Source organism: Duganella sp. LjRoot269, from assembly GCF_964254095.1.
Lineage (GTDB): Bacteria > Pseudomonadota > Gammaproteobacteria > Burkholderiales > Burkholderiaceae_D > Rugamonas > Rugamonas hordei.
Map to the genome: position 1 here is coordinate 361315 of NZ_CAXUSL020000001.1, position 23101 is coordinate 384415.

The 23101-nt window shown below is 64.6% G+C and carries 22 protein-coding genes; 12 read left to right on the forward strand and 10 right to left on the reverse strand.

The genetic code is table 11. The features are described from left to right. Positions 1–6 precede the first annotated feature (6 nt). The 3 genes from ACSQ3S_RS01495 to ACSQ3S_RS01505 all read left to right on the forward strand — a co-directional run bounded on the left by ACSQ3S_RS01495 (position 7) and on the right by ACSQ3S_RS01505 (position 6716). On the forward strand, positions 7–3474 hold the full coding sequence (locus ACSQ3S_RS01495) for a response regulator (RefSeq protein ID WP_436141394.1): 3468 nt from the start codon (positions 7–9) through the stop codon (positions 3472–3474). A gap of 180 nt (positions 3475–3654) precedes the next feature. Continuing rightward, positions 3655–5973, forward strand: a complete 2319-nt coding sequence (locus tag ACSQ3S_RS01500) for a catecholate siderophore receptor Fiu (protein WP_436141395.1) — start codon at positions 3655–3657, stop codon at positions 5971–5973. 62 nt (positions 5974–6035) lie between these two features. Further along, positions 6036–6716: a Fe2+-dependent dioxygenase gene (locus ACSQ3S_RS01505; protein ID WP_436141396.1), complete on the forward strand. Its 681-nt coding sequence runs from the start codon at positions 6036–6038 to the stop codon at positions 6714–6716. A 1-nt stretch (position 6717) separates the two neighbouring features. On the opposite strand, the gene ACSQ3S_RS01510 is transcribed toward ACSQ3S_RS01505, so the two are convergent. Next, positions 6718–7359 (reverse strand): TMEM175 family protein, encoded by a 642-nt coding sequence (locus tag ACSQ3S_RS01510; protein ID WP_436141397.1) that lies wholly within the window; start codon positions 7357–7359, stop codon positions 6718–6720. Positions 7360–7473: 114 nt separating this feature from the next. Between ACSQ3S_RS01510 and ACSQ3S_RS01515 the strand changes: the two genes are divergently transcribed. Further along, a complete protein-coding gene (locus ACSQ3S_RS01515) occupies positions 7474–7854 on the forward strand; it encodes a hypothetical protein (RefSeq protein ID WP_176653254.1) in 381 nt (126 codons plus the stop codon). 7 nt (positions 7855–7861) lie between these two features. On the opposite strand, the gene ACSQ3S_RS01520 is transcribed toward ACSQ3S_RS01515, so the two are convergent. Further along, positions 7862–8269: a YybH family protein gene (locus ACSQ3S_RS01520; protein WP_176653253.1), complete on the reverse strand. Its 408-nt coding sequence runs from the start codon at positions 8267–8269 to the stop codon at positions 7862–7864. A gap of 201 nt (positions 8270–8470) precedes the next feature. On the opposite strand from ACSQ3S_RS01520, the gene ACSQ3S_RS01525 reads away from it, so the two are divergent. Both ACSQ3S_RS01525 and ACSQ3S_RS01530 read left to right on the forward strand, forming a co-directional pair. Next, positions 8471–9322 carry a 3-keto-5-aminohexanoate cleavage protein gene (locus ACSQ3S_RS01525; RefSeq protein WP_436141398.1) on the forward strand — a complete coding sequence of 284 codons (852 nt, stop codon included), beginning with the start codon at positions 8471–8473 and terminating at the stop codon, positions 9320–9322. After that, positions 9319–10011: an acetyltransferase gene (locus tag ACSQ3S_RS01530; RefSeq protein WP_436141399.1), complete on the forward strand. Its 693-nt coding sequence runs from the start codon at positions 9319–9321 to the stop codon at positions 10009–10011. Before ACSQ3S_RS01525 ends, ACSQ3S_RS01530 begins: the two co-directional genes overlap by 4 nt. On the opposite strand, the gene ACSQ3S_RS01535 is transcribed toward ACSQ3S_RS01530, so the two are convergent. Together ACSQ3S_RS01535 and ACSQ3S_RS01540 are read right to left on the reverse strand one after the other, a co-directional pair. Continuing rightward, on the reverse strand, positions 9992–11569 hold the full coding sequence (locus ACSQ3S_RS01535) for a hypothetical protein (RefSeq protein ID WP_436141400.1): 1578 nt from the start codon (positions 11567–11569) through the stop codon (positions 9992–9994). The genes ACSQ3S_RS01530 and ACSQ3S_RS01535 overlap by 20 nt on opposite strands. An 86-nt stretch (positions 11570–11655) precedes the next feature. Then, positions 11656–12681: an SDR family oxidoreductase gene (locus tag ACSQ3S_RS01540; RefSeq protein ID WP_176653250.1), complete on the reverse strand. Its 1026-nt coding sequence runs from the start codon at positions 12679–12681 to the stop codon at positions 11656–11658. 62 nt (positions 12682–12743) lie between these two features. Here ACSQ3S_RS01540 and ACSQ3S_RS01545 point away from each other — a divergent pair, with 62 nt between their 5' ends. The 5 genes from ACSQ3S_RS01545 to ACSQ3S_RS01565 all read left to right on the forward strand — a co-directional run bounded on the left by ACSQ3S_RS01545 (position 12744) and on the right by ACSQ3S_RS01565 (position 17257). Beyond that, positions 12744–13688, forward strand: a complete 945-nt coding sequence (locus ACSQ3S_RS01545; RefSeq protein ID WP_436141401.1) for an AraC family transcriptional regulator — start codon at positions 12744–12746, stop codon at positions 13686–13688. A gap of 142 nt (positions 13689–13830) precedes the next feature. Next, positions 13831–14325 (forward strand): hypothetical protein, encoded by a 495-nt coding sequence (locus ACSQ3S_RS01550; RefSeq protein ID WP_436141402.1) that lies wholly within the window; start codon positions 13831–13833, stop codon positions 14323–14325. 38 nt (positions 14326–14363) lie between these two features. Then, the gene (locus tag ACSQ3S_RS01555; RefSeq protein WP_436141403.1) at positions 14364–15398 is read left to right on the forward strand and encodes a sensor histidine kinase; all 1035 of its coding nucleotides are present in this window, start codon (positions 14364–14366) and stop codon (positions 15396–15398) included. Then, complete coding sequence (locus tag ACSQ3S_RS01560) at positions 15395–16147, forward strand: LytR/AlgR family response regulator transcription factor (RefSeq protein ID WP_436141404.1); 753 nt, start codon at positions 15395–15397, stop codon at positions 16145–16147. Before ACSQ3S_RS01555 ends, ACSQ3S_RS01560 begins: the two co-directional genes overlap by 4 nt. A gap of 60 nt (positions 16148–16207) precedes the next feature. Continuing rightward, complete coding sequence (locus tag ACSQ3S_RS01565) at positions 16208–17257, forward strand: S41 family peptidase (RefSeq protein ID WP_436144979.1); 1050 nt, start codon at positions 16208–16210, stop codon at positions 17255–17257. 182 nt (positions 17258–17439) lie between these two features. Here ACSQ3S_RS01565 and ACSQ3S_RS01570 read toward each other — a convergent pair whose 3' ends face one another. Then, the gene (locus ACSQ3S_RS01570; protein WP_436141405.1) at positions 17440–18000 is read right to left on the reverse strand and encodes a carboxymuconolactone decarboxylase family protein; all 561 of its coding nucleotides are present in this window, start codon (positions 17998–18000) and stop codon (positions 17440–17442) included. A 151-nt stretch (positions 18001–18151) separates the two neighbouring features. Here ACSQ3S_RS01570 and ACSQ3S_RS01575 point away from each other — a divergent pair, with 151 nt between their 5' ends. Continuing rightward, a complete protein-coding gene (locus ACSQ3S_RS01575; RefSeq protein ID WP_436141406.1) occupies positions 18152–19045 on the forward strand; it encodes a LysR family transcriptional regulator in 894 nt (297 codons plus the stop codon). 18 nt (positions 19046–19063) lie between these two features. On the opposite strand, the gene ACSQ3S_RS01580 is transcribed toward ACSQ3S_RS01575, so the two are convergent. The 5 genes from ACSQ3S_RS01580 to ACSQ3S_RS01600 are packed head-to-tail and all read right to left on the reverse strand — an operon-like array spanning position 19064 to position 22670. Beyond that, positions 19064–19786, reverse strand: coding sequence for an SDR family oxidoreductase (locus tag ACSQ3S_RS01580; RefSeq protein WP_436141407.1), 723 nt, complete (start codon positions 19784–19786; stop codon positions 19064–19066). A gap of 48 nt (positions 19787–19834) precedes the next feature. Then, on the reverse strand, positions 19835–20506 hold the full coding sequence (locus ACSQ3S_RS01585; protein ID WP_436141408.1) for a peroxiredoxin-like family protein: 672 nt from the start codon (positions 20504–20506) through the stop codon (positions 19835–19837). A 56-nt stretch (positions 20507–20562) separates the two neighbouring features. Next, a complete protein-coding gene (locus ACSQ3S_RS01590) occupies positions 20563–21195 on the reverse strand; it encodes a glutathione S-transferase family protein (protein ID WP_436141409.1) in 633 nt (210 codons plus the stop codon). 54 nt (positions 21196–21249) lie between these two features. Then, a complete protein-coding gene (locus ACSQ3S_RS01595; RefSeq protein ID WP_436141410.1) occupies positions 21250–22089 on the reverse strand; it encodes an enoyl-CoA hydratase/isomerase family protein in 840 nt (279 codons plus the stop codon). Positions 22090–22136: 47 nt separating this feature from the next. Next, positions 22137–22670: a carboxymuconolactone decarboxylase family protein gene (locus ACSQ3S_RS01600; RefSeq protein ID WP_436141411.1), complete on the reverse strand. Its 534-nt coding sequence runs from the start codon at positions 22668–22670 to the stop codon at positions 22137–22139. Between the last annotated feature and the right edge of the window lie 431 nt (positions 22671–23101).

The window sequence follows — 23101 nt, forward strand, 5'->3', positions numbered from 1 at the left end:
GATGCGATGAAGTCACCCGGTATCAAGGCAAAAGTAGCGCTGGCCACCAGCATCACCTCCATCCTGATGATCGCGCTGGTGACGGTGGTGCAGACCCAGCGCATGCAGGAAGACTTCACCAAGGTGCTGTTCGCCCAGCAAACGGCGCTGATCAACCGCACCGCGGAAGAGCTCGACGACAAGCTGATGATGTTGCTTGACATCATCGCCGTGTCCGCCCGCAACCAGCCGCCGGGCATCGCCAGGTCCACCGACCAGCTGCGCGACTATTACCAGGACCGCGCCGTGCTGGCCTTGTTCGACGACCTGCTGGTGCTCAGCCCGCAGGGCCAGCTGATCGCCGACCTGCCAGTGGTGCCGGGCCGCGTCGGCATCGACGCCTCCGACCGCGAATACTTCAAGACGGTGATGCGCACCCGCAAGCCGATGATCACCGAACCGCTGATCGGCAAGGTCAACAAGCAGCCCATCGTGCAGATGATCGCCCCGGTGCTCAACGCCAAGGGCGAGGTGGTAGGCGTGCTGATCGGCGTGCTGCGCCTGTACAAGGACAATCTGCTCGGCCATTTGCGCAACGCCAAGGTCGGCCAGAGCGGCTATTACTTCGCGCTGACCAAGGGCCCGGCGCCGGTGTATGTGCTGCATCCCGAGCTGAACCGGCTGCTGCAGCCGCGCCAGCCCAACGCCAACGCGGCCACCACGCTGGCGCTGGAGCACGGCTTTGAAGGCACGCTCGACAGCATCAACGGTTCGGGCCAGCGCGCGCTCAACAGCTACAAGTCGCTGAAATCGGTGAACTGGGTGCTGTGCGCCTCGCTGCCGGCCAAGGAAGCGTTCGAGCCCTTCGACGGCGTGCTGTACCGCCTGCTGCTGTGGAGCGGGCTGGCCTCCGTGCTGGCGGCGCTGCTGATCGGCTGGGTGACCTTGCGCCTGATGGCGCCGCTGGTCAAGCTGCGCGACGCCATCGTCGCGCTGCGTGACAATCCCGGCCGTTTCACGCCGCTGCCGACCTACGCGCAGGACGAGGTGGGCCAGCTGACCACCGCGTTCAACGACCTGATGCACGAACGGCTGGCGGCCGACGCCCGCCTGCAAAGCCTGGTGGAATTCGCGCCGAACGCCATCGTCGTGGTCGGCGTGGACGGCGCCATCGAGACCTTCAACCGCGAAGGCGAGCGCTGCTTCGGCTACAGCCGCGACGAGGTGCTGGGCCAGCCGCTGGAAGTGCTGGTGCCGGAGCGGCTGCGCGGCCAGCACGCCGCGCATCGCCTGAAGTTCTTCGCCGACCGCCTCAGCGCCGAACCGGTGCGCATGGGCAGCGGCGCCGCGCTGTACGGCCTGCGCCGCGACGGCAGCGAGTTCCCGCTCGAGATCAACCTGAGCGCGGTGCGCACCGACCAGGGCACCAAGGTGCTGGCGGTGATCTCCGACATCACCGAACGCTTGCGCCTGCAGCGGGAAGTGGAGGCGCGCGCCGCCGAGCTGGAGCGCGAACGCGACCGCGCCGAGGCGGCCAACCGCGCCAAGAGCGAGTTCGTGGCCAATATGAGCCATGAAATCCGCACGCCGATGAACGCTGTGCTGGGCATGGCCTACCTGCTCGGCAATACCGAGCTGACCACGCAGCAGCGCAAATACCTGAGCATGGTGCGGGTCTCCGGCCAGTCGCTGCTGGGCATCCTCAACGACGTGCTGGATTTCTCCAAGATCGAGGCGCGCCACATGGAATTGTCGCCGGTGGAGTTCGCGCTGGACGACACGATGAATTCGCTGGCCACGCTGATGACGATGAACGCCGGCGACAAGGAACTGGAGCTGGCCATCAGCGTCGATCCGGCCGTGCCGCGGCACTTGCGCGGCGACGCCATGCGGCTGCAGCAGATCCTGGTCAACCTGGCCGGCAACGCCATCAAGTTCACCGAGCACGGCGAGGTGGTGGTCGGTGTCGAGCTGGAGGCGCGCGAGGACCAGCACGCGCTGCTGCGCTTCGAGGTGCGCGACACCGGCATCGGCATGACCGACAGCCAGCTGGCGCAGCTGTTCAACGCCTTCTCGCAGGCCGACCAAAGCATCACGCGGCGCTTCGGCGGCACCGGCCTGGGCCTGGCCATCACCAAGCGCCTGATTGAGCTGATGGGCGGGCAGATCGCCGTCGACAGCGTGCCGGGCCAGGGCTCGACCTTCTGGTTCAGCCTGCCGTTCGAGATCCTGCCCGAGCAGCCGGACGAGCGCCGGCGGCCCGCGCTGGGCCAGTTGCGCCTGCTGGTGGCGGACGACAACCGCACCAGCCGGGAAGTGATCGCCAAGCTGATACGGGCCTGGGGCTGGCACGCCGACGAAGTCGATTCCGGCGCGGCGGCGCTGCTGCGTTACCGCCAGGGCCAGGCGCGGCAGCAGCACTACGACGTGGTGCTGGCCGACTGGCACATGCCCGGCATGGACGGGCTGGCCACCGCCAAGGGCATACGCGCGGCGGCGGCCGGCCAGAAGCAGCCCATCGTGGTGATGGTCAATGCCTTCGCCCGCGACCGCCTGGAGGAAATCTCCAACGCGCCGGAGGCGGACGTGGTGCTGGTCAAGCCGATCACCAGTTCCAACCTGTTCGACGCGCTGCACCAGGCGCTGGCGGACAAGAGCGACGGCGCGCAACAGGCGGCTGCCGAGCAGGGCATCGCCGGCAGCCTGGCCGGCGTGCGCCTGCTGCTGGTGGAGGACAACGCGCTCAACCAGGCGGTGGCGCGCGGCATCCTGGAGCTGGCCGGCGCCGAGCTGGACGTGGTGGGCGACGGCAGCCAGGCGGTCGAGCTGCTGCGCGCCGGCGCCAACCACTACGACCTGGTGCTGATGGACATGCAGATGCCGGTGATGGACGGCTTTACCGCCACCAGCATCCTGCGCAAGGAACTGCGGCTGACGCTGCCGATCATCGCCATGACGGCGGGCGTGCTCGGCTCCGAGCGCCACCGCTGCACCGAGGTCGGCATCACCGACTTCATCCCCAAGCCGATCGAGGTGGAGGAAATGATGGTCGTGCTGCTGCGCAACCTGCCCGCCAGGCTGGACGCGGCGGCGGCGCCTGAACCTCCGCCGGAACCGCCGCCAGCCCCCGTCGACGAAGCCAGCATCTTCAATATGGACAGCCTGATGCGGGTGATGGGCAAGGATCCCAAGGGCCGCCTGGTGATGTTCAAGATGGTGCGCGGCGCCCTCGACACCGGCATGGCGCCGGTCGACCTGGCCGGCGAGGCGCTGCAGGAAGGGCGGCTGCGCGACGCGGCCCGCGCCTTCCACAGCCTGCGCGGCGCGGTCGGGGTGCTGGGCGCGAAGCGCCTGGTCGAGGCCACCATCGCCGCCGAGGACGCCATCAACGGCCAGCGCAACGACGAGCTCGACGAACGCTACCGGACGGTGCGCGCCGAGCTGGAACAGACGCTGGCGCGGGCCCGCGCCTGGCTCGAACGCGAGCAATCCTGAGCGCCGGCCGTGATGGCGGCGTTACAAACGAATAGTATTGATAATAATTCGCATTTACAAATGTAAGGAAACTTGCTATTCTTATCGGGTTGAAATACAGCCAACCCGGCAGCCAGACGCGGTCTTCAGAGAAGAATCAAGCGCAGCCAGCCGCTATATTCTTTGAGAAAGACGCCTGAAATGATCAAGAGCCGCAAACACGCGCAATCGCGCTTCAACCAACATATGGGTGCGGCGCTGGCCGTGATGCTGCTGCCGGTGGCCGCCCACGCCGCCGAGAAGGGCGACGCCGGCGCGCCGGTGATCGTGGCCGGCGCCAACCAGACGCTGCAGGAAATCAAGGTCCAGGGCAGCACCCTCAACGGCTTCAAGGCCGACAAGGCCTCGTCCGCCAAGTACACGGAAAAACTGGTCGACACCGCCCAGTCCATCAGCGTCATCAAGAAAGAGCTGATCGAACAGCAAGGCGCCGTCACGCTGACCGAAGCGCTGCGCAACACGCCGGGCGTGGGCGCCTTCTTCCTCGGCGAAAACGGCAGCACCAACACCGGCGACGCCATCTACATGCGCGGCTTCGACGCCTCCGGCAGCATCTACGTCGACGGCGTGCGCGACGTCGGCTCGATCTCGCGCGACACCTTCAACATCGAACAGATCGACGTGCTCAAGGGCCCGGCCGGCACCGACAACGGCCGCAGCTCGCCGACCGGCTCGATCAACCTGGTCAGCAAGCAGCCGCTGCTGGAAAACGCCTACAGCGGCGCCGTCACCTTCGGCAGCGGCCGGCAAAAGCGCGCCAGCGCCGATCTCAACCAGGTGATCAACGCCGACACCGGCACCGCCTTCCGCCTCAACATCCTCGACCAGGACAGCGGCAACCCGGCGCGCGACGTGGTCAAGAACAAGCGCTGGGCCGTCGCGCCGACGCTGGCGTTCGGCCTGAACAGCCCGACCCGCGTCTACCTGGACTTGCTGCACGTTAAACAAAACAACATCCCCGACGGCGGCGTGCTGACCATCGGCCTGCCGGGCTACACCACGCCGGACGCCACCCGTCCGTTCCTGAGCAGCGCCAAGCCTGTCGATCCGAACAACTTCTACGGCTCGACGCTGGACCATGACGACGTCAAGGCCGACATGTTCACCGTGCGCGTCGAGCACGACTTCGCCGGCGGCGCCAGGCTGCAGAACACCACCCGCTGGGGCAAGACCACGCAAAGCTACCTGCTGACCTCGTTCACCGCGACCACGGCCAACCTGCCGACCGCCACCGTGAACAAGGACAGCAATCCCGACAGCTGGACCCTGAAGCGCACCAACCTGAACTTCAAGGACCAGTCGAACGAGATCGTCACCAACCAGACCACCATCACCTTCGACGCCGTCACCGGCGCGGTCAGGCACACCATCGTGGGCGGCCTCGAGCTGACCAACGAGAAGCAGCTGAACTACACCTGGGCGGCCATCTCCGGCGCGCTGCCGGACACCAGCATCTACCACCCGAACCCGAACGCGCCGGTCACGCTGACCTACGGCCGCAACGGCGCCAACGGCAACGGCCAGACCAGCACCGAGAGCGTGTACGCCTTCGACACCGCCAAGTTCGGCGACCAGTGGATCATCAACGGCGGCGTGCGCGTCGACCACTACAACACCACCTTCAACGGCATCGCGCTGCAGGCGGCGGCCACCCCGCAAGTGCTGCCGATCGGCACCAGGATCCCGACCTCGCTGGAATCGGGCGACAACCTGATCAACGGCAAGCTGTCGGTGCTGTTCAAGCCGACCGCCGAGAGCAGCGTCTACGGCCTGGTCGCCACGTCGAAAGCTCCACCGGGCGGCAACACATTCACGCTGAGCACGGCGGCCAACAGCGCCGCCAACCCGAACTACGATCCGCAGGTGACCACCAACTACGAGTTCGGCACCAAGTGGGACCTGCTGAAGCAGAAACTGTCGCTGTCGGCCGCCGCCTACCGCACCGAAGTGAAGAACGAGATCGAAGTCGATCCGACCGACTCGACCAAGTTCTACCAGAACGGCAAGAAGCGCGTGCAGGGCATCGAGCTGGGCGTGACCGGCGAACTGATGCGCAACTGGCTGATCAGCGCCGGCTACACCCGCATGTCGACCAGCATCGAATCGGGCAAGCTGACCACCGCCAGCGGCGAGAACGCGCTGACCTACACGCCCAAGCAGGCGTTCACCGCATGGACCTCGTATACGCTGCCGATGGGCCTGCAGATCGGCGGCGGCGCCCGCTTCAGCGACAAGCTGCTGCGCGGCACCGACGGCGCCGTCGGCACCCCGGCCTACGCCGATTCATACTGGGTCTACGACGCCATGGCTTCGTACCCGCTCAACAAGCACGTCGACCTGCGCCTGAACGTCTACAACCTGGCCGACAAGCAGTATGTGCAGGCGATCAACAAGTCGGGCTACCGCTACACGCCGGGCGCCCCGCGCTCGGCCAGCGTGACGGCCAACTTCAAGTTCTAACGTTTCCGGGCAGCTGGGCCCCGTCCTCACCGGCGGGGCTTTTCGTTTTCAAGGAGATGATCATGATGCTGCATATTCCCGCCGTGCTGAGCCGCGAACAGGTGGCCGCGATGCGGCGCCGCCTCGACCAGTCGGACTGGGTGGACGGCCGCGCCACCGTCGGCGCCCAGGGCGCGCAGGTCAAGCAGAACCGCCAGCTGGCCGAGGGCTCGGCGCTGGCGCAGGAACTGGGCGCGATCGTGCAGGCGGGGCTGGCGCACAGCCCGCTGTTCTTCTCCGCCGCGCTGCCGCTGCGCACCTGTCCGCCGCTGTTCAACAGCTACGCCGGCGGCGAGCACTACGGCGCCCATGTCGACGGCTCGATGCGGCGCACGACGCCGGGCGGCCAGTGGCTGCGCACCGACGTCTCGTCGACCTTGTTCCTCAGCGATCCGGACGAATACGACGGCGGCGAGTTGATCGTCACCGACGCGTATGGCGAACATGAGGTCAAGCTGCCGGCCGGCGATCTGATTTTATATCCGTCCACCAGCGTGCACCGGGTTGAGCCGGTCACGCGCGGGGCGCGGGTGTGTTCCTTCTTCTGGACCCAGAGCATGGTGCGCGACGACATGCGCCGCGGCATGCTGCTGGAGCTGGACCAGAACATCCAGAGCCTGCGCGCGCGGCTGGGCGACTGTGCGGAACTGGTCGGCCTGACCGGCCATTATCACAACCTGCTGCGGCAGTGGAGCGAGGTCTGACTCAGGCCGCAGCCGGCGCGTAACGGCGCTCGACGCGGTTGCCGATCGGACGCAGCGTGGACATCAGCACGAACACGGCGTTGGACAGGCGCGGCTCGTAATAACTGATGACGGCGGCCAGCGCCGCAATCGTCATCACGCCGCAACTGCGCACCACCGTCGCGCGGTAGGCGCCTTCCGCCATGGGATGCACGCACAGGCCGGGGTGATGATAAATGCGGCGCGCCAGCAGCAGCGCGGATACACCCATCCAGATCATCACGCCGGAATAGATCAGCTGGCCGGTAAAGGAAGGGAACTGGCTGTTGACCGCCGAGGCGAACGGCAGCAGCGCGGCGCCGGCCAGGTTGAGGATGGTCAGCCACAGCAGGCCCGGATCGGCGTGGCGCACGTAGCTGTACAGGCGATGGTTGGCGATCCAGAAGATCGCCAGCACGAAAAAGCTGATCAGCCACGAGATCAGGTTGGGGATCAGGCCCACGAGGACGCCGCGCAACTCCGCCTCGCCGGCAAGATGGGCATGCTCGGGCAGGCGCAGATCGATCACCAGCAAGGTCATGGCGACGGCGAAAATGCCGTCGACCAGCGCTTCGATGCGGTGCTTGCTCAGCTGCGGGTGGCTGTCATGGCTCAGGTCGGTCATCGGTGATCCTGTTGTTAATTGAACAGACGCCATTTTTGCCGCGAAATGTGAAAATTGCAACAACGACCGGTTCCGGTGTATCGTGCTGGCCTGTCCAACATCTTCGATAACGCCATGACCAAACTCTCCGCCGTAACGGCCCTGCTGACATCGCTCCTATGCGCGGGCTGCATGACCATCATCCCGCAGTCGCCCAATGCGTCCGCGCGCAGCGGCGGCGCGGCGGTGTGCGAAACGTCGGCGGACGGCCGACAGGTGAGCTGCGGTGGCGCCGCGGAACTCTGCGGCAAGTCGGCGGACGGCCAGCAGGTCGCCTGCGGCGGCCGCGCCGAATACTGTGAGAAATCCGCCGACGGCCGCGCGGTGGCCTGCGGCGGCCGGGCTCAAGTCTGCGAACGCTCAGCCGACGGGCGTGCCGTCGCCTGCGGCGGCCAAGCCCAGACGTGCCTGAAATCGGCCGACGGCATGGCCGTGGCCTGCGGCGGCGCCAGGTAAGCGCCCGTCAAGCCCCGGTTGCCTTGGTTTGGGCGGCCAGGCGGGTCGCGTGATAGCGATCGATGCGCCAGGCGTCGCCTTCGCGTTTGAAGACCGCCGTTTCCAGAAAACCGTATGCGGTTTCCTTGCCATCGTTGGCGATCCAGACAGCATCGTTACGCACCGTGGTCCAGGCGACGTCGCCCCGCACCTGGGTGCGAAACCCGTGCAGAAACGCCCGTTGCCGCCCCAGCGCGGCGCTGGGTGTCAGCAGCGCCAGCAAGGCGGCCTTATCGAAGATACGGTCATGCTCGATCTTGACGAATTCCGCTGTCAAGCCGGCGTCGACCGCGTCCCAGTCATGGGCCTCCAGCGCGCGGTGCCAGTCCATCAGGGCCGCCTCGGCGGCGTGGGCGTCGGACTCCAGGGCAGGCATGGTCTTTCTCCTCAGGTTGTCGGGTCAGCTTTGGCGCGAGGTTAGCACGGATTGTTTGCGGCGGAGTTGGGAATGGGGTTCGAAGCAGGTTTTTCCTCCGGTGCGGCCAGGTAATTCAAGTAAAATTCCGCCTGCGCTCCATCGCCGGTACCTTCCGGTCTGTCGGGGCCGACCAATTTTTTCCGCCATCCCTGATCTCCAATGACATTGTTGCAAACGCCGCTGATCGTCAATCTTGCGCCCACCGGCATGATGCCTACGCGCGCGCAATCACCCTTCGTCCCGCTGACGCCCGCGGAGATTGCCGACGATGTGGTGCGCTGCGTCGGACGGGGGGTGTCGATGGCGCATCTGCACGCGCGCGCGGCCGACGGCACGCCCACGGAAGACCTGGGCGTGTACGCCGACATCATCGGCGCCATTCGCGCGCGGGCCTCTGAGACCGTCATCGTCACCACCACCAGCGGCCGCCTGGTTGCCGACGTCGAAAAGCGTGCCGCCACGTTGTATCTGCAAGATGGGCTGAAGCCCGACATGGCCAGCCTGACGCTGGGATCGATGAATTTTGCGCGCGATGCCAGCATCAATGCGCCCCAGACCATCGTGCGGCTGGCGGAGATCATGCGGGAGCGCGGCATCAAGCCGGAGCTGGAAGTGTTCGACCTGGGCATGGTCAATATCGCCCACATGCTGATCGACAAAGGGCTGATCCAGGCGCCGTATTATTTCAACATCCTGCTCGGCAATCCGGGCACGGCCCAGGCCACGTTGCTGCATTTGTCCGCCATCGTCGGATCCTTGCCGCCGGACTCGGTGTGGTCGCTGGGCGGCATCGGCCGCTTCCAGACCCAGGCCAACGCGTTGGGCGTGGTGATGGGCCATGGCGTGCGGGTCGGGCTGGAAGACAATTTGTGGCTCGACGATGCGCGCATGCAACTGGCCGACAACCTCCAGCTGGTGCAGCGGGTCGCGGCCCAGGCGGCGGCGCTGGGGCGTCCGTTGGCGACCGCAAGCCAGACGCGCGGCATGCTGGGACTGGGGCCTGCGCGATGACGGCCGCTGCAACAACCGCGCCACGCGCATCGCTGGTCATTTTCGGCATCAGCAATATCCTGTCGGACCTGTTCGACTGCGCCCTGGCCAACGGCCTGCAGCTGGGCAAGGTGGTGGAGCATCATGCCGAGGTGCTTGACGAGCGCAGCGTGAGCCTGGAACAACGCCTGCAGGCGCTGAGCCGGCATTGCACGCCGCCGCAGGTGCAGACGCTGGCGCAGTTCACGCCGGGCGCGGACGAAGTCTATCTGCTCGGCCCGACCACGCCGGCGCGCGAGCAACTGGCGCTGGAACTGGCGCAGCGCTTCGGGCTGCGCTTCACGACGCTGGTCCATCCCACCGCCTATGTGTCGCCGCTGGCGACGCTGGGCCAGGGCGTGTTTGTCGGCGCCAACAGCGTGGTCGGGCCGGGCGCGATGCTGGAGGACCATGTGTTCGTCAACCGCGGCGTGACCATCGGGCATGACACGCGGATCGGCGCTTATTCCCGCGTGCAGCCGGGCGCCAATGTCGGCGGGCTGTCGAACATCGGCTGCCGCGCGACGGTGGCGATCGGCGCCACCACGCTGGAGCGCCTGGTCATCGGCGACGATGCCTTCGTCGGCGCCGGCGCCGTGGCGGTCGGCGACGTGGCGGCCGGCGCGCTGGTGGTCGGGGTGCCGGCCAAGTTCAAGCGTCAGCTGGTTTGATCCGCTGCCGGTAGCGCTGCATGGCTTGCCGGCACGCGGCCAGCAGGCTGGGGCCGGACGCCGCCAGGTCCAGCGCGCCGCCGAAACGGGCGCGCATCCGCTCGCCGCTGGCGCGGCGCAATGCCGGATCGGCGGCCAGCGCGTCGAGGCGGGTAAAGTAGTCGTCAAGGTTGGCGGCCGCCTCGTCGCCGGCCTTGTCGCCGCCATCCGCGTCAACCAGCGCCAGCGCGGGTTTGCCCTGCGCCATCGCTTCCGCCACTGAAAAGCCGCCTCCCATGATGGGAGGATGCAGATAGATGTCGCTGGCGGCCAGCCATTGCGCGGCCTGCGGCGTGTAGGCTTGCAGGCGAAGCCGCTCCGGAGCCAGCTCGGCCAGCGCGGGCGGCAAGCTGCCACCACCGCCGACCAGCAGCCACACCAGCTTGGGGTGGCACTGCATGGCCGCTACCATGCGTTGCGCCCATTCACCACTGATTTTGATGTCCAGATGCGTTCCCATCGAAATGCACAGCACGGCGTCGTCATCGACGCCGAGGCTGCTGCGCGGCAACGCGACGGCGGCCGCCTTGCGCCGCATGCGGAACGGGTGGTAGCACGCCAGGCTGTCCGGAAATTCTTCATGCCAGGGGCGCGACACGGTATCGGCCAGCGCCTTTTGCGCGGTCAGCCACGCATCGGCGGGCACCATCGGCGCGATTGAATTGATCGACATGCCCAGCACAGGGTAGCGCCGATACAGCGCTGAAACCAGACCGGAGTGCAGTCCGACAAACAGCACCAGGTCGGGGGCGTACGCATCGATCTGGGCCAGCATGTCCAGCCAGCGGCGGCGCAGCGACACGCGGTGATCGGCCAGATACAAACTCACGGGGGCACCGGCGCTGTCCATCCAGGCCTGCAGGTCGGCGTGCAACTGCGGCGTATCGCTGCCGGAGCCGAGCAGATGGCGCAGGTCCGGCGCCATGGCTTCCTGACAGCTGAACAGGCTGACCTCGATGCCCTGCTGGATCAGCGTACGCGCCTGGTCCAGCGCCATCTGAGTCGGCGGATGCAGAGGCGTAGCCAGTTGCGGCGCCACCAGCGCCACGCGCCGAAGTTGTGGTTCCGCGCAAGCCGGCGCCGGCGCGGCCGGCAGGTAGCGCGCCAGTTGCCTGCCGATCAGCAGCGATAGCTGGGGCAGGCCGACTTCCTTCAGCCTCCGAATGTATTCCGTCCTGCCATTTACATACAGCAGCACACGCTGCCAGGCCACGTCGTAGAACGCAGCATAGCGGTCCAAGTCGGGCGGTGCGATGGTTTGCAGGCAGGCGCAGGCCTGCGGCAGAAATACCGGGTCGCCGGTGGAGAGATCGAGAACGGTGGCGCGGTAAAAGCCCACCAGACCGTCGTCGGGCACCATGGTCGTGAGCGCGTGCACCACTTCCGTCAGCAAGCCGGCGTCGGTGATGCCCCGTATCAGCTGCATCAGATGCAGCCACAGATGGTTGGCGCTCGGGTTGGCAACGATGCGCTCCAGCGCGTCGCCCAGCAGCAGGCGTTGTTGATCGTTAGAGTACATGACGTGGAATCAAGAACGCGAATGCCGACATTGTACGTTTCTTCGCACGAAGAAGGCTTGTGGATTCGGCTGGTGTGTGGCCTGCCTTATTTCAACAGGCCAAGCTGGATCAGGCTGCCGGCGGTGGAGACGATGGCCTCCTCCCGCGATCGCGGCGTCCAGCCGAGCAGACGGCGGGCCTTTTCGCCGGTGGCGTTCAGGTTCAGTCCCAGCAGCGGCGTGACTCCTTTCAACGACGGATTGCCCAGGGCGCCAAGACGCACCAGCCAGTTCGGCAATACCCGCGTCGATACCTTGCCGGCGGCGGGGCCCATACGATGCCGCAACACCCTGGCAATGTCGGCCAGCCACATGCTTTCGCCGGCGATGGCGAGGAAGCGCTGACCGCTCGCCGCCGGATGCGTCATGGCGCGCAGGTGCAGGTCGGCCACGTCGCGCACATCGACCAGGCCGGTATTGATGCGCGCGCAGGCCTGTCCCTCCATCATGCCCTTGATCAGGCGGATGGAATGCGAGTAATCGGCGCCGAGCGCCGGGCCGAGAACGGTGACCGGGTTGACGGCGGAGAGCTCGAGCCCGCCGCCTTCCCGGGCGATGAAATCCCAGGCCGCGCGCTCGGCCAGCGTCTTCGATTTCTGATAAGGCCACACCTTGCCGCTCAGATCGCTCCAGTCGGTCTCGTCGAACGGGCGCTCCATCTGCTTGTGTCCGGCGCAGACCGCGCCGAAGGCGGAGGTCAGCACGACGCGCTCGACCCCGGCATCGCGCGCCGCGCGCAGCACGCGAAGATTGCCTTCGACGGCGGGCTGGATCCAATCCTCCTCGCGGGTCTGGTCGCCCGACGGCGTCGGCGAGGCGCCGTGCAGCACATAGGCGCAACCGGCGGCGGCCTCGGCCCAGCCGCCGTCCGCGGTGAGATCGGCCACAACGAAGGACAGGTGGTCATCCGGCCGCATTCCGCCGGTCTTGAGGTTATCCCGTACTTCCGCTTCCCGCGCCAGCGAGCGGACGGTGGTGCGTACCCGATATCCGTCGCGCAGCAGCGCCAGGATGCAGTGCTGGGCGATGAACCCGGTGCCACCGGTGACGAGTACTGGTTTTTCTTTGTTCATATAAATCTCCTTGGTCCGAAAAAACGGCAAGGGAATGATATGGCGGGAATTTGGTACTGTGAATGCTTCAAAATGCGCGTTACTTGTGCGATAGTACAAAAATGAGCACCGATCCTTTTTCCGACATTCTCAAATTCACCAACGCCGAATCGCTGGTCACCGGCGGTTTCAAGGCGGGAGGGAGGTGGGCCGTCCGTTTTCCTGCGCCGGAAAAAATCAAGTTCTTTGCGGTGGTAAAGGGCGCTTGCTGGGTAAGCATAGACGGCGAAGCGGAACCGGTGCGTTTTGAAACGGGGGACGTCGGCCTGTTGACCGCCAAGCGCTCTTTCGTGCTGGGCAGCGATCCCGATGCGGTGCCGGTCGACGCGATGAGCGTGTTTGCCGGCGGCAGCGCGACGCTGGGCGACGGCAACGATTTCGCGCATATCGGCGGCCACGTGCTGCTCGACCCGGCCAGCGGCCGCTTGCTGGCGGACGTACTGCCGCCCTGGATACATGTGCCGGCTGCGTCACCGCAGGCGACCACCTTCCGCTGGCTGCTCGACCAGTTGGTGGAAGAGGGCGTTGCCCAGCTGCCAGGTGCGCAGCTGGTATCGGCGCAACTTGCTCAGCTTCTCTTCATCCAGATAGTGCGCGCGCACCTGAAGACCACCAGCGCCATGCCCAGCGGCTGGCTGCGGGCGCTGGGCGATCCACGCATCGCGCCGGCGCTGCGCTTGATGCACGGCGATCCCGCCCGCGCCTGGCATCTGGAGGAACTGGCCAAGGCCTGCGCGATGTCCCGCACCTCGTTCGCGGTGCATTTCCGGACCGTCGCCGGCGTGGCGCCGCTGACCTATCTGACCGAATGGCGCATGCGCCTAGCCGAACGCGCCTTGCGGGACGAAACCACGCAGGTCGCCGTGGTCGCCCGTTCGCTCGGCTATACGTCCGAGAGCGCCTTCAGCAACGCCTTCAAACGCCTCAACGGCAGCTCGCCCAAGGCGTACAGGAACGCCATGCGCTGACCACCGATAACAGCAGCTTAGTCCTCGTTTGACTGTCAAGTTTTAACCAACCGGTCGCAGTTTATGCACGGGTCGGCGCATTCGGCTAGACCACGGTCCGGCTATCGCCTAAGGTGAAAACTTTCATACCTCGGGACTTTCCATGCGCGTTTTACTTTCCCTCACCCTTCTTGCATTGTGCCTGGCCAGCCCGGTACATGCCGCTGATAAACCTGTCGGCGCCCATGCGGCCGACATCGCGCCAATAGAAAAGGTGGTCGAGCAATTCAAGGCTGCAATCATCGCTCGTGACGGCAATACCCTTGCCAACCTCTTCCTGCAGAACCACGACAGTTGGTTGTCGGTTGCCGACGAGGCGAAATGGGAGAAGGTGAAGGCGCTCAATCCGCAGGCGCCCAAGGTGTTCCCATCGAGCTGGAAGAAGTTCTCCAAATTTATCCAGGACGCAAAGGTGCCAGTCGAGGAGCGCTTCTACAACGTGCGCATCGATACCAATGGTGCTGTCGCCTCGGTCTGGTTCGATTTCGACTTCCTCGTCGACGACAAGGTGACCAATCGCGGCAGCGAGAGCTGGCAGATGGTGCGCTCGGAAGATGGCTGGAAGATCAGCTCAATGCTTTTTTCGATAGGTGACTGACACGATACAATGACCAGATTGCATTCTGGAAACCCAACGTGAAAGTCGAAACCCCCTTGCTCGTTCCTGTGCTGGCCGCACTGCCGGTTTGCGCCTGCATGGCCATCCTCGGCTTGCCCGCCTTCGGTCATGGCAATGTGGTTGCCTTCCGTACGCTTTTCTTTGTCGCCTGCCTGGCGTGGCTGATTCCGCTGACGCTGCTGCAGCGGGCCATGTGGCGCCGCGAGTGGCCCTGGCTGAGGATGGCGTTGGTGTTGCTGGTAACCAGCTACGCGATGTCGATCTTGAATGCCGTGATGGGGCAGCGCCTTGCGATCTCGCTCGGGCTGATAACCGGCTACCACTGGGACGAGCTCACCCGGGGTCTGGATGGCTGCTGGCTGGCGCTGACTTCGTTCTGCGCGGCCCATGCGGTGGCGGCCTATTACCTGTCGCTGCAACAGGTCCGCTTGCATCTCGCCCAGGCGCAAAGCGCGGCCCGCGACGCCGAGCTGCGCGCGCTGCGACTGCAGGTCAATCCGCATTTCCTGTTCAACTCCCTGAACGCGATTTCCGCGTTGGTGTCTGCCCAGTCCAACCGTGAAGCCAACCGCATGCTCGCGTGCGTGGCCGACTTCCTGCGCGCCACCCTTGCCCACGACGGCCGCCACGAGCATTCGCTGGCCGATGAACTGGCCCTCCTCGACGCCTACCTCGCCATCGAAAAGGCGCGCCTCGGCGAGCGCCTGCGCCTGACGATGAAGGCCGGCCCGGACCTGCTGGACAGCGTCGTGCCCTACCTCATGCTGCAGCCGCTGGTCGAGAATGCGATCCGCCACGGCATCGCAGCGCTGGCCGCTCCCGGGCGGCTCGACATTCTGGTCGAACGCGCCGGGGCGCGCCTGCTCATCGGCGTGCAGAACGACGGCCAACAGCCGGCGCGCGAGGGAAGCGGCATCGGCCTGGCCAACGTAAGGGAACGCCTGCGCCACCTGTACGGCGCGGATCAAGAGGTGGACGCAGGTTGGCGTGCGGATGGTCGCTTCCACGTGCGCATCTCCATGCCTCTGCGCGGTATGGAGGCGGCAGCATGAACATCCGGGTCGTTATCGTCGACGACGAGCCGCTGGCCAGACTGGCGGTCAAAGCCAGGCTGGCACGGCGCGGCGCCTTCGAGCTGGTTGGCGAATTCGGTGACGGAGCCAGCGCTTATGAAGGGATTGTGGCGCTGAAGCCCGACCTGGTGTTTGTCGACGTCGAGATGCCGGGCAAGAGCGGCCTCGACGTGCTGGCCGCGTTGCCGCCGGCGCAGCGGCCGATGGCGATCCTGCTCACCGCCTACGAAGGCTTCGCCCTGCAAGCTTTCGAACTGGCCGCCCTCGATTACCTGCTCAAGCCGGTCGATGACGAACGCTTCGACGACGCCCTTGACCGCGCTCAGCAGGCTTTTCCCTACCGCGGCCATGGCCGCGCCGCGCCAGCGGCAGCAACGGCGATGCGCAGCTTCAGTGTGCGGATAGGATCGCGTACGGTGCTGGTACCGGTTGCTGAAGTCGAGCGCATCGAGGCCGACGGCGACTACGCCTCTCTGCATGCGAATGGCAAGACCTGGCTGGTGCGTGAACGCCTGCACAACCTGGCCATGCAGCTCGATCCGCGCCAGTTCCACCGTGTGCACCGCTCGTCCATCGTGCGGCTGGACATGATCGCCGAGATGCGTTCGCTCACAAACCGGGACGCCATGCTGCGCCTGCGCGACGGCAGTGTGCTGCGCGCCAGCCGCACCTATGTGCCCGCCCTGGCGGATGCGCTGCAACAGCTCAACATGAGACCCGATTCGTAGTTCAACTTGGAGGAATGTATGTTGGGTAGAAAGAAGTTTGTCGCAGGCGTTGTGTTGAGCATGCTGCTGTCGTTTCCCACCTTCGCGGCGGACACCCCGTTGAACGCGTCCGATCGCGACGCGATCGTGCAGACACTGATAGCGAAAATGAACGCGAATTACATCGATCCCGCCGTCGCCGAACGGGTCAGCCATGCGATTGCAGGCAAACATGCCAAGGGAGGCTATGCGTCCGCCGCCACCGCGCCAGCGCTCAGTGAGGCATTGGCGAAGGACTTGCGCGAATTCAGCGGCGACAAACATTTCGGCGCCGGGATTTACGAAGGTTTTCGTGAATCCAACAATACCGCCGACGTGCCCAACCGCGCCAAGATTGACGAATGGCGCGAGCAGACCGCGCGGCGCGGCTATGACATCGAGAAGATCGAACGCCTTCCCGGCAACGTCGGTTACATCGAGCTGCGCGGCTTCGGAGGCCCGGAATTCGTCGGCCCGGCGTACACGGCGGCGATGTCGCTCATGGCGGGGACGGATGCGCTGATCCTCGACCTGCGCCGCAACGGCAGCGGGAGCCCGGCCAGCGTGGCTTACCTGATGAGCCATTTCTTCCCGTTCGGCGACGAGCGTCACCTGATCGATATGTACAATCGCCCGAACGATACGACGCGGCAGTTCTGGACCGTGAAGACTGTCGCACTGCGCTACGACAAGCCCGTGTACGTACTGACCTCGGGCCGCACGTTTTCAGCCGGAGAGGATTGCGCCTATGACTTCCAGACGCAGAAGCGCGGGACGCTGGTCGGAGAAACCACCGGCGGCGGCTCCAATCCCGTGAGCTGGTTCAGCGTGGGGAACGGAATCGTTGTCTCGGTCCCGACCTCGCGCACGACCAATTTCGTCACCAAAACCAACTGGGAGCGCGTCGGCGTGAAACCGGACATCGCCGTGCCTGCGGCGCAGGCGCTGCAGACGGCGCACGCCGCCATCCTGCGCAACCTGGCAGCGTCCGCAAAGGACGATAAGGAGCGCACGGAACTGCAGCGCCTGCTCGCGATGGTGGAGAAAGGGGAGTCCGAGAAGCCGGTCTACACGCTCAGAGGGGAGCGTTAAGCTAAGCCGTTCGCATACTGTAAAGACATAATAAAGTTTGACAAAACCTTGGCATATCAATCAATTGCTCCCCCGTGAAGGCGGCCACCGCCTTACGAAACGCAGCTTGCTGCGCCAGCTGCGGCAGGGTGCGCTTTAGGTCTTCTCCCGGCTCGTCAACCCCCACTTGCCCTGTTAACACATCAGCTGTGGGTGGGCCTGGTCCACTCGTTGCCAGCCATGAACTTGTCAAGCTGCGTACCGACCAGGTGATTGGTGTAATTGCTCATCACTTTGGTTGCGACGCCCAGTACCACTTCCAGCACATTGCGGCGGGTGTAGCCGGCCGCGAGGAAGCTGTCGACCTCGGCTTCGGGAACAAAGCCGCGTTCACGCACCACGATGGTGGTGAAACGATGCAGCGCTTCGAGTTTGGCGTCCGGCAGCGCGCCACCGGCACGCAGTGCCGCGATCAAGGCTGGGTCCATTTTGATCATTTTTGCCAGCGTGGTATGGCCGGCCATGCAGTAATGGCAGTTGTGTTCGAAGTTGGCGGTGAGATAGACCACTTGCTGCTCGTCAGGGGTCAGGCTGCTCTTGGCTACCAGATCCCACAGCGCGGTGTAGCCTGCCAGCAGCTCGGGCGATTCCGCCATATTCGCTTGCAGATTCGGCACGAAGCCGAAAGCCTTGCTGACTTCGTCGAGGACTGGTTGGGATGCCGCTGGTGCGGTGTCGCGGGTGTATGTCGTAAATTTGCTCATGATTATTCCTTTTGTTAGTTGGCGTGAATGTCGTTGGGACAGATGAATGATCGCTGCCTAAGGACTTGCCAGCTAGAGAGGTGCCGCGCATATAATCCATTCTTGCGCGGAATGCCCTGTCTCGCGACCAAGCGTATTGAAAAGGACCAGGATGGATCGGCTCACTTTGATGGAAACTTTCGTTTGTACAGTGGAGACTGGATCGTTCTCTGCTGCGGCACGCCGGCTGGAGGTGGGCCAGCCAGCCATTTCAAAGGCGATCGCGCAGCTGGAGGAGCGGCTGCAAGCGCGCCTGTTGCTACGCTCTACGCGCGGCCTGACTACCACCGAGACTGGCCAAGCGTACTATGAATCGGCCAAGCGGGCGATCGCCATGGTCGACGAGGCGGATGGCGTAGCGCGTGGCGCCAACACCGATCTGGTGGGCAAGTTACGCGTCTGCGCGGCAGTCACCTTTGCGCGCCTGCACATCATCCCTCACGTCAAGAAGTTCTTGGAGCGTCATCCTGCGTTGGAAGTCGAGGTCATGCTTGACGACCGCCAAATCGATCTGCTGGAACATGGCATAGACGTGGCGTTACGCATGGGCGACCTCGGTGATTCATCGATGACCGCGCGCCGAATCGCCACCGGGCGGCGCCTGGCGGTAGCAGCACCGGCCTATCTGGCGGAACATGGCACGCCACAGATTCCGGCTGACCTGGCGCGGCACGAAGCGGTGGTCTATTTGCGAGATTCCGGCGGCGCGACTACGTGGTCGTTTGAACGCGACAGTGCCGAGGTATCGGTGACTGTGGGTGGGCGACTGCGCGTGAATGCGGCGGAAGGCGTACGCGCGGCAGTTTGCAGCGGCGTCGGCGTGGCCATCGTATCGGAATGGATGTTTGCGCCGGAACTGGCAAGCGGCACAGTCGAACGCCTGCTGCCGGAATGGAGCTTGCCTTCCATCGACCTGTGGGCGGTTTATCCCGCCGGCCGTCTGGCCAGCACCAAGGCGCGCGCCTTCACGGCGTTCGTACAGGAGATCATGCAAGCGCCCGTCTGAGCACCGTCACCTTTGCGCTCACACCGGCGCTTTGCCCAAAGCCGCACCGCCGTCGACGAACAGCGTCTGACCAGTGATGAAGCTGGCATCTTCACTGAGCAGAAATGCGACCGCAGCGGCGATCTCGTCCGGTTGCCCGAAGCGCCCCATCGGCACCGCATTCAGGTAACGGCGTTCGCCTGCGCTGCCGACCGGGTTGTTGGCGCGGAATAGCTCAGTTTCAGTCGGTCCTGGCGCGACGGCATTCACGGTAATGCCGGTGGTGGCCAGTTCCAACGCCCACGTACGGGCAAAGCTGACCAGCGCGGCTTTGGCACCGGCGTAGGCGGTGCGTTCCGGCGTACCCAACACGGTCAGGCTGGCGATGTTGACGATGCGTCCCCAGCCTTGCTGACGCATGTGCGGCAAGATGGCCTGCGCTGCCTGCACCGCGGGCCGCAGGTTCAGGCCCAGCACCGCATCCATGTCGTTCAGATCGATGCTGCCGAGCGCCTGCGGGCGAACCAGGCCAACGTTGTTAACCAAGCCGTCGAAGCGGTATTGCGAGGCCAACTGTTCCAGCGTGCGGGCGCTGGCCTCGCGATTGGCGAGGTCGACGGCGACCAGCGTGCCGGGAAACGCCGGCTGGTCTGCGCGGCGTGCCAGACCGATCACATGGTGGCCGGCGCCGGCGAGCCGGGTGGAAATCGCCAGGCCTATGCCTTGGCTGGCGCCGGTGACAAGAAAAGTCCGTTTGGTCATGATGGGCTCCTGATCGGCTTGCCAATCGCTTGGCAAACCTGGTTAAAGTCAGGCATCAGCCTGCAAACTTTGCAGTACGGGCAGCATGCTGTCCGGTTCGGGGCGCAGCGTGTAGTCAGGATTGACTTCAGCGTAGGCGATCACGCCATTCTGGCCGATGACATAGCGCGCCGGCATCGGCAGCGTCCAGGCCGGGTCGTCGTTGAACGCCGGCAGGTCGTTTTTGAGGCTCTTGTACAGGTCGACCAGGTAGTCCGGCAATGCGAAGCGCAGGCCGAACGCCGCCGCCACATCGTTGTGGGTATCGCTCAGGATCGGGAAGTCCAGCTTATTCTGGCGCTGCGACTTGCGGCTGTTGGCGGCGGTCTGCGGCGAAATGGCGAGCAGGCTGGCGCCTAGGGCCTGGAACTGGAGCAGTGTTTGCTGCAATGCCTGCAGCTCAAGGTTGCAGTAAGGACACCATACGCCGCGGTAGAAGCTGACAATGAGCGGGCCCTTCACCAGCAGCTCGGCCGACGATACCGGCTTGCCATCCGGATCGTTGAGGATGAAAGTGGGGGCACGGTCACCCGCCTTCAGCGCGCGGCCAGCCTGGCCGGACGCGATCAGCTCAGCGGTGGCGCGCTCCATTACGGGGTGGATCTCTTGGGGGGCGAAGTAAGGTGCTTTGCCGCCCTTGAAATCGGCCTTGAATGCGTCGAGTTTAGCTTGCAGTGTCATGCTATGTTCTCCTTAGAGCTTCCTTTTAAAATGTGCGGGATTGCTGTTGGCCGTGATCAGGCTGGTGGCACCAGGGCTTCGACTTTGCTGATGGCGCGTTGCACTGCCGGCCGTTGCAGCATGGCGGCGAACCAGCGCGCGACGTTGGGGCTGTTATCCAGATCGACGCCGGCGAAGGCGCGCCGCCAGATCCAGCCGAAGTGGGCGATGTCGGCAACCGACAGCGTCGCTCCGGCCACGTATTCATGCCTGGCCAATATGCCGTCGAGCAGTGCCAGCGTACGTAGCGCTTCGCCATGGAAGCGCTGGACTGCATGCGGCAGCACTTCTGGCGCCAGCTTCTGGAAGTAGCCGGCCTGGCCGAAGGCCGGACTGACCGCCGATGCATGGAAAAACAACTGCTCGAATACGCGGGCGCGCGCTTCGCCGTCTGCCGGCAGCAGGGCACCGTGGCGCTCGGCCAGATAGACCAGGATAGCGGCCGATTCACTCAGCGACATGGTGTGGCTGCCATCGGTCACTGTCAGCACCGGCACTTTGGCGTTCGGATTGCGTTCAACAAACTGCGACGATCTCTGTTCGCCCTGGCGGACGTTCACTCCGTGCAGTTCATAGTCGAGGCCGAGTTCCTCAAGCGCGATGACGGGTTTGATACTGTTTGGCGTGGCGAAAGCGTAAAGGTGGTACATGCGATGTCTCTTCACAGGAAATACCGACCGGCGGCTGCCGGCCGGCGAGTACGATTACTGCTTGGCGGCCTTCATCGATTTGACCAGGGCGGCCGCACTCGCGCCTTCCAGGCTCAGGCCGTAACCAGTCTGCTGGACCAGTGCCAGCTTGAGCGGCTGCATGAAGTAGGTGCGGGTATCGCGGCGGGTGACTTCCGGCTTGCTCAGGTAGCGCGATGCCAGTTCGCGGGCGCGGGCGACGGCTTGGCCGTTCGCCACCACTTCCGACACCAGGCCGTAATCCTTGGCCTGCGCTGCTGTGAACGGCGTCGGATCGAGCAGCAGCGCCTCGGCGCGGGTCGGGCCCATGCGGTACGACCAGGTGGTGTAGATACCGTCGCCCGGAACGATGCCGCCGGCGAAGTGCGGCGCATCGTTGAAGCTGGCGCCGGCGCCGGCCACCACCACGTTGGCCATGGCGCAGTATTCGCTATGTACCCAGGCCTTGCCTTCCACCGCGCAGATCATCGGCACGCGGATATTGGCGATGTTTTCCACAATTTGCGTGCCCTCGTCGTGTACCTTGGACCAGACGTCGGGATCGCTGACATCGCCGAACGAGGCGAAGTCGATGTCGCCCATCCACTGCCCACCTTTACCCGTCAAGATCACGATCTTGTTATCGCGGTCCCGGCTGATATGGTAGAAGGCGTCGACAAAGGCTTCGTGTGCCTTGGCCGTAAATTTGAACGGCCCGCCGTTGGTATTCATCTCCACGAGCAGCACGCCTTTGTCGTCGCGCGTCATGTGCAAGTTTTCGGTTTGCGTGAAATAGGCTGGATCAGCGGCATGCGCCAGGTTGGTCAGGCCGATGGCGGCGACAAGTGCAGCGCTCAGGGTACGCAAGGTCATCATATTGGTTCTCTCTCGGTCTACTGATTGGATCAGATGGATGGGCAGGATTACAGCGCGGGTGCGGCAGGGAAGTCGACCGGCACCTGGGTCAGCGCATGCAGGTAGTTGGTGATGATCTTGTCGCCGATGACCATGACGGTATCGACCAGTTGGCCGTCGGTGTAGCCGGCGGCGAAGAAGGCAGCCAGCAGAGCCGGGGCGGCGTGACCGCGGCCTTCGGCGCTACTCTTCACCAGGCGCGCCAGGGCATCAAGCTTGGCATCGAATGGAGCGCCACCTTTACGGATCGCGATGATCTGCTCTGGGGTGAAGCCGACCATGCCACCCAGCGCGGTATGGGCAGCCAAGCAGTACGCGCATTCGTTGACCTGGCTGACCACCAGATTGATCACTTCACGCTCTTTCGCGTTCAGCGAGGACTTGCCGTTTTGCAGCGTCAGGTAGTTGCCCAGCGCATGTTCGGAGTGCGCCAGCGTGGCATACAGGTTGGGCACCATGCCCAGACCCTTCTGCAAGTTGGCAAAGATAGCCTGGTTCGCAGGGGACACGGTGGCAGCGGTTGGGACGGTGAAGGTTTTCATGGTTAGTCCTTTGAATGAAGTTGGTTGCGACAGGACGAACTATGAAGTTTTCGCCTCCTTCGGGCTAGAAAGGTCAGGGGCATACGACCTATTCCTCGGAAGATAGAAGCGATCAAGGAGAACCACGATATATTTTCATCGCCTGTAGCGGCGCTGGGTGGCGATGCTTTGGCTTACCGACGGTTTTTGGCGACTTAACGTCAGGAAAGTCGAGATTTCCGAGTTCCGCAATGGTGCGGAAGCCGTCGGTCAGGTAACTCGGCCATCGGGACAACGCTCGTTTCGGCGACACCTAACTCAAGTGATGGCTCGGGTGTGCGAATCACTGGCGGGTTTGGGATGCCAATCGGTGATGGGTAGCAACGCGCAACTCAGGTGCCAAGGCACTTACGCGCAGTCGCTTAGATGTGGGTCCACATTCGTACAGGGGG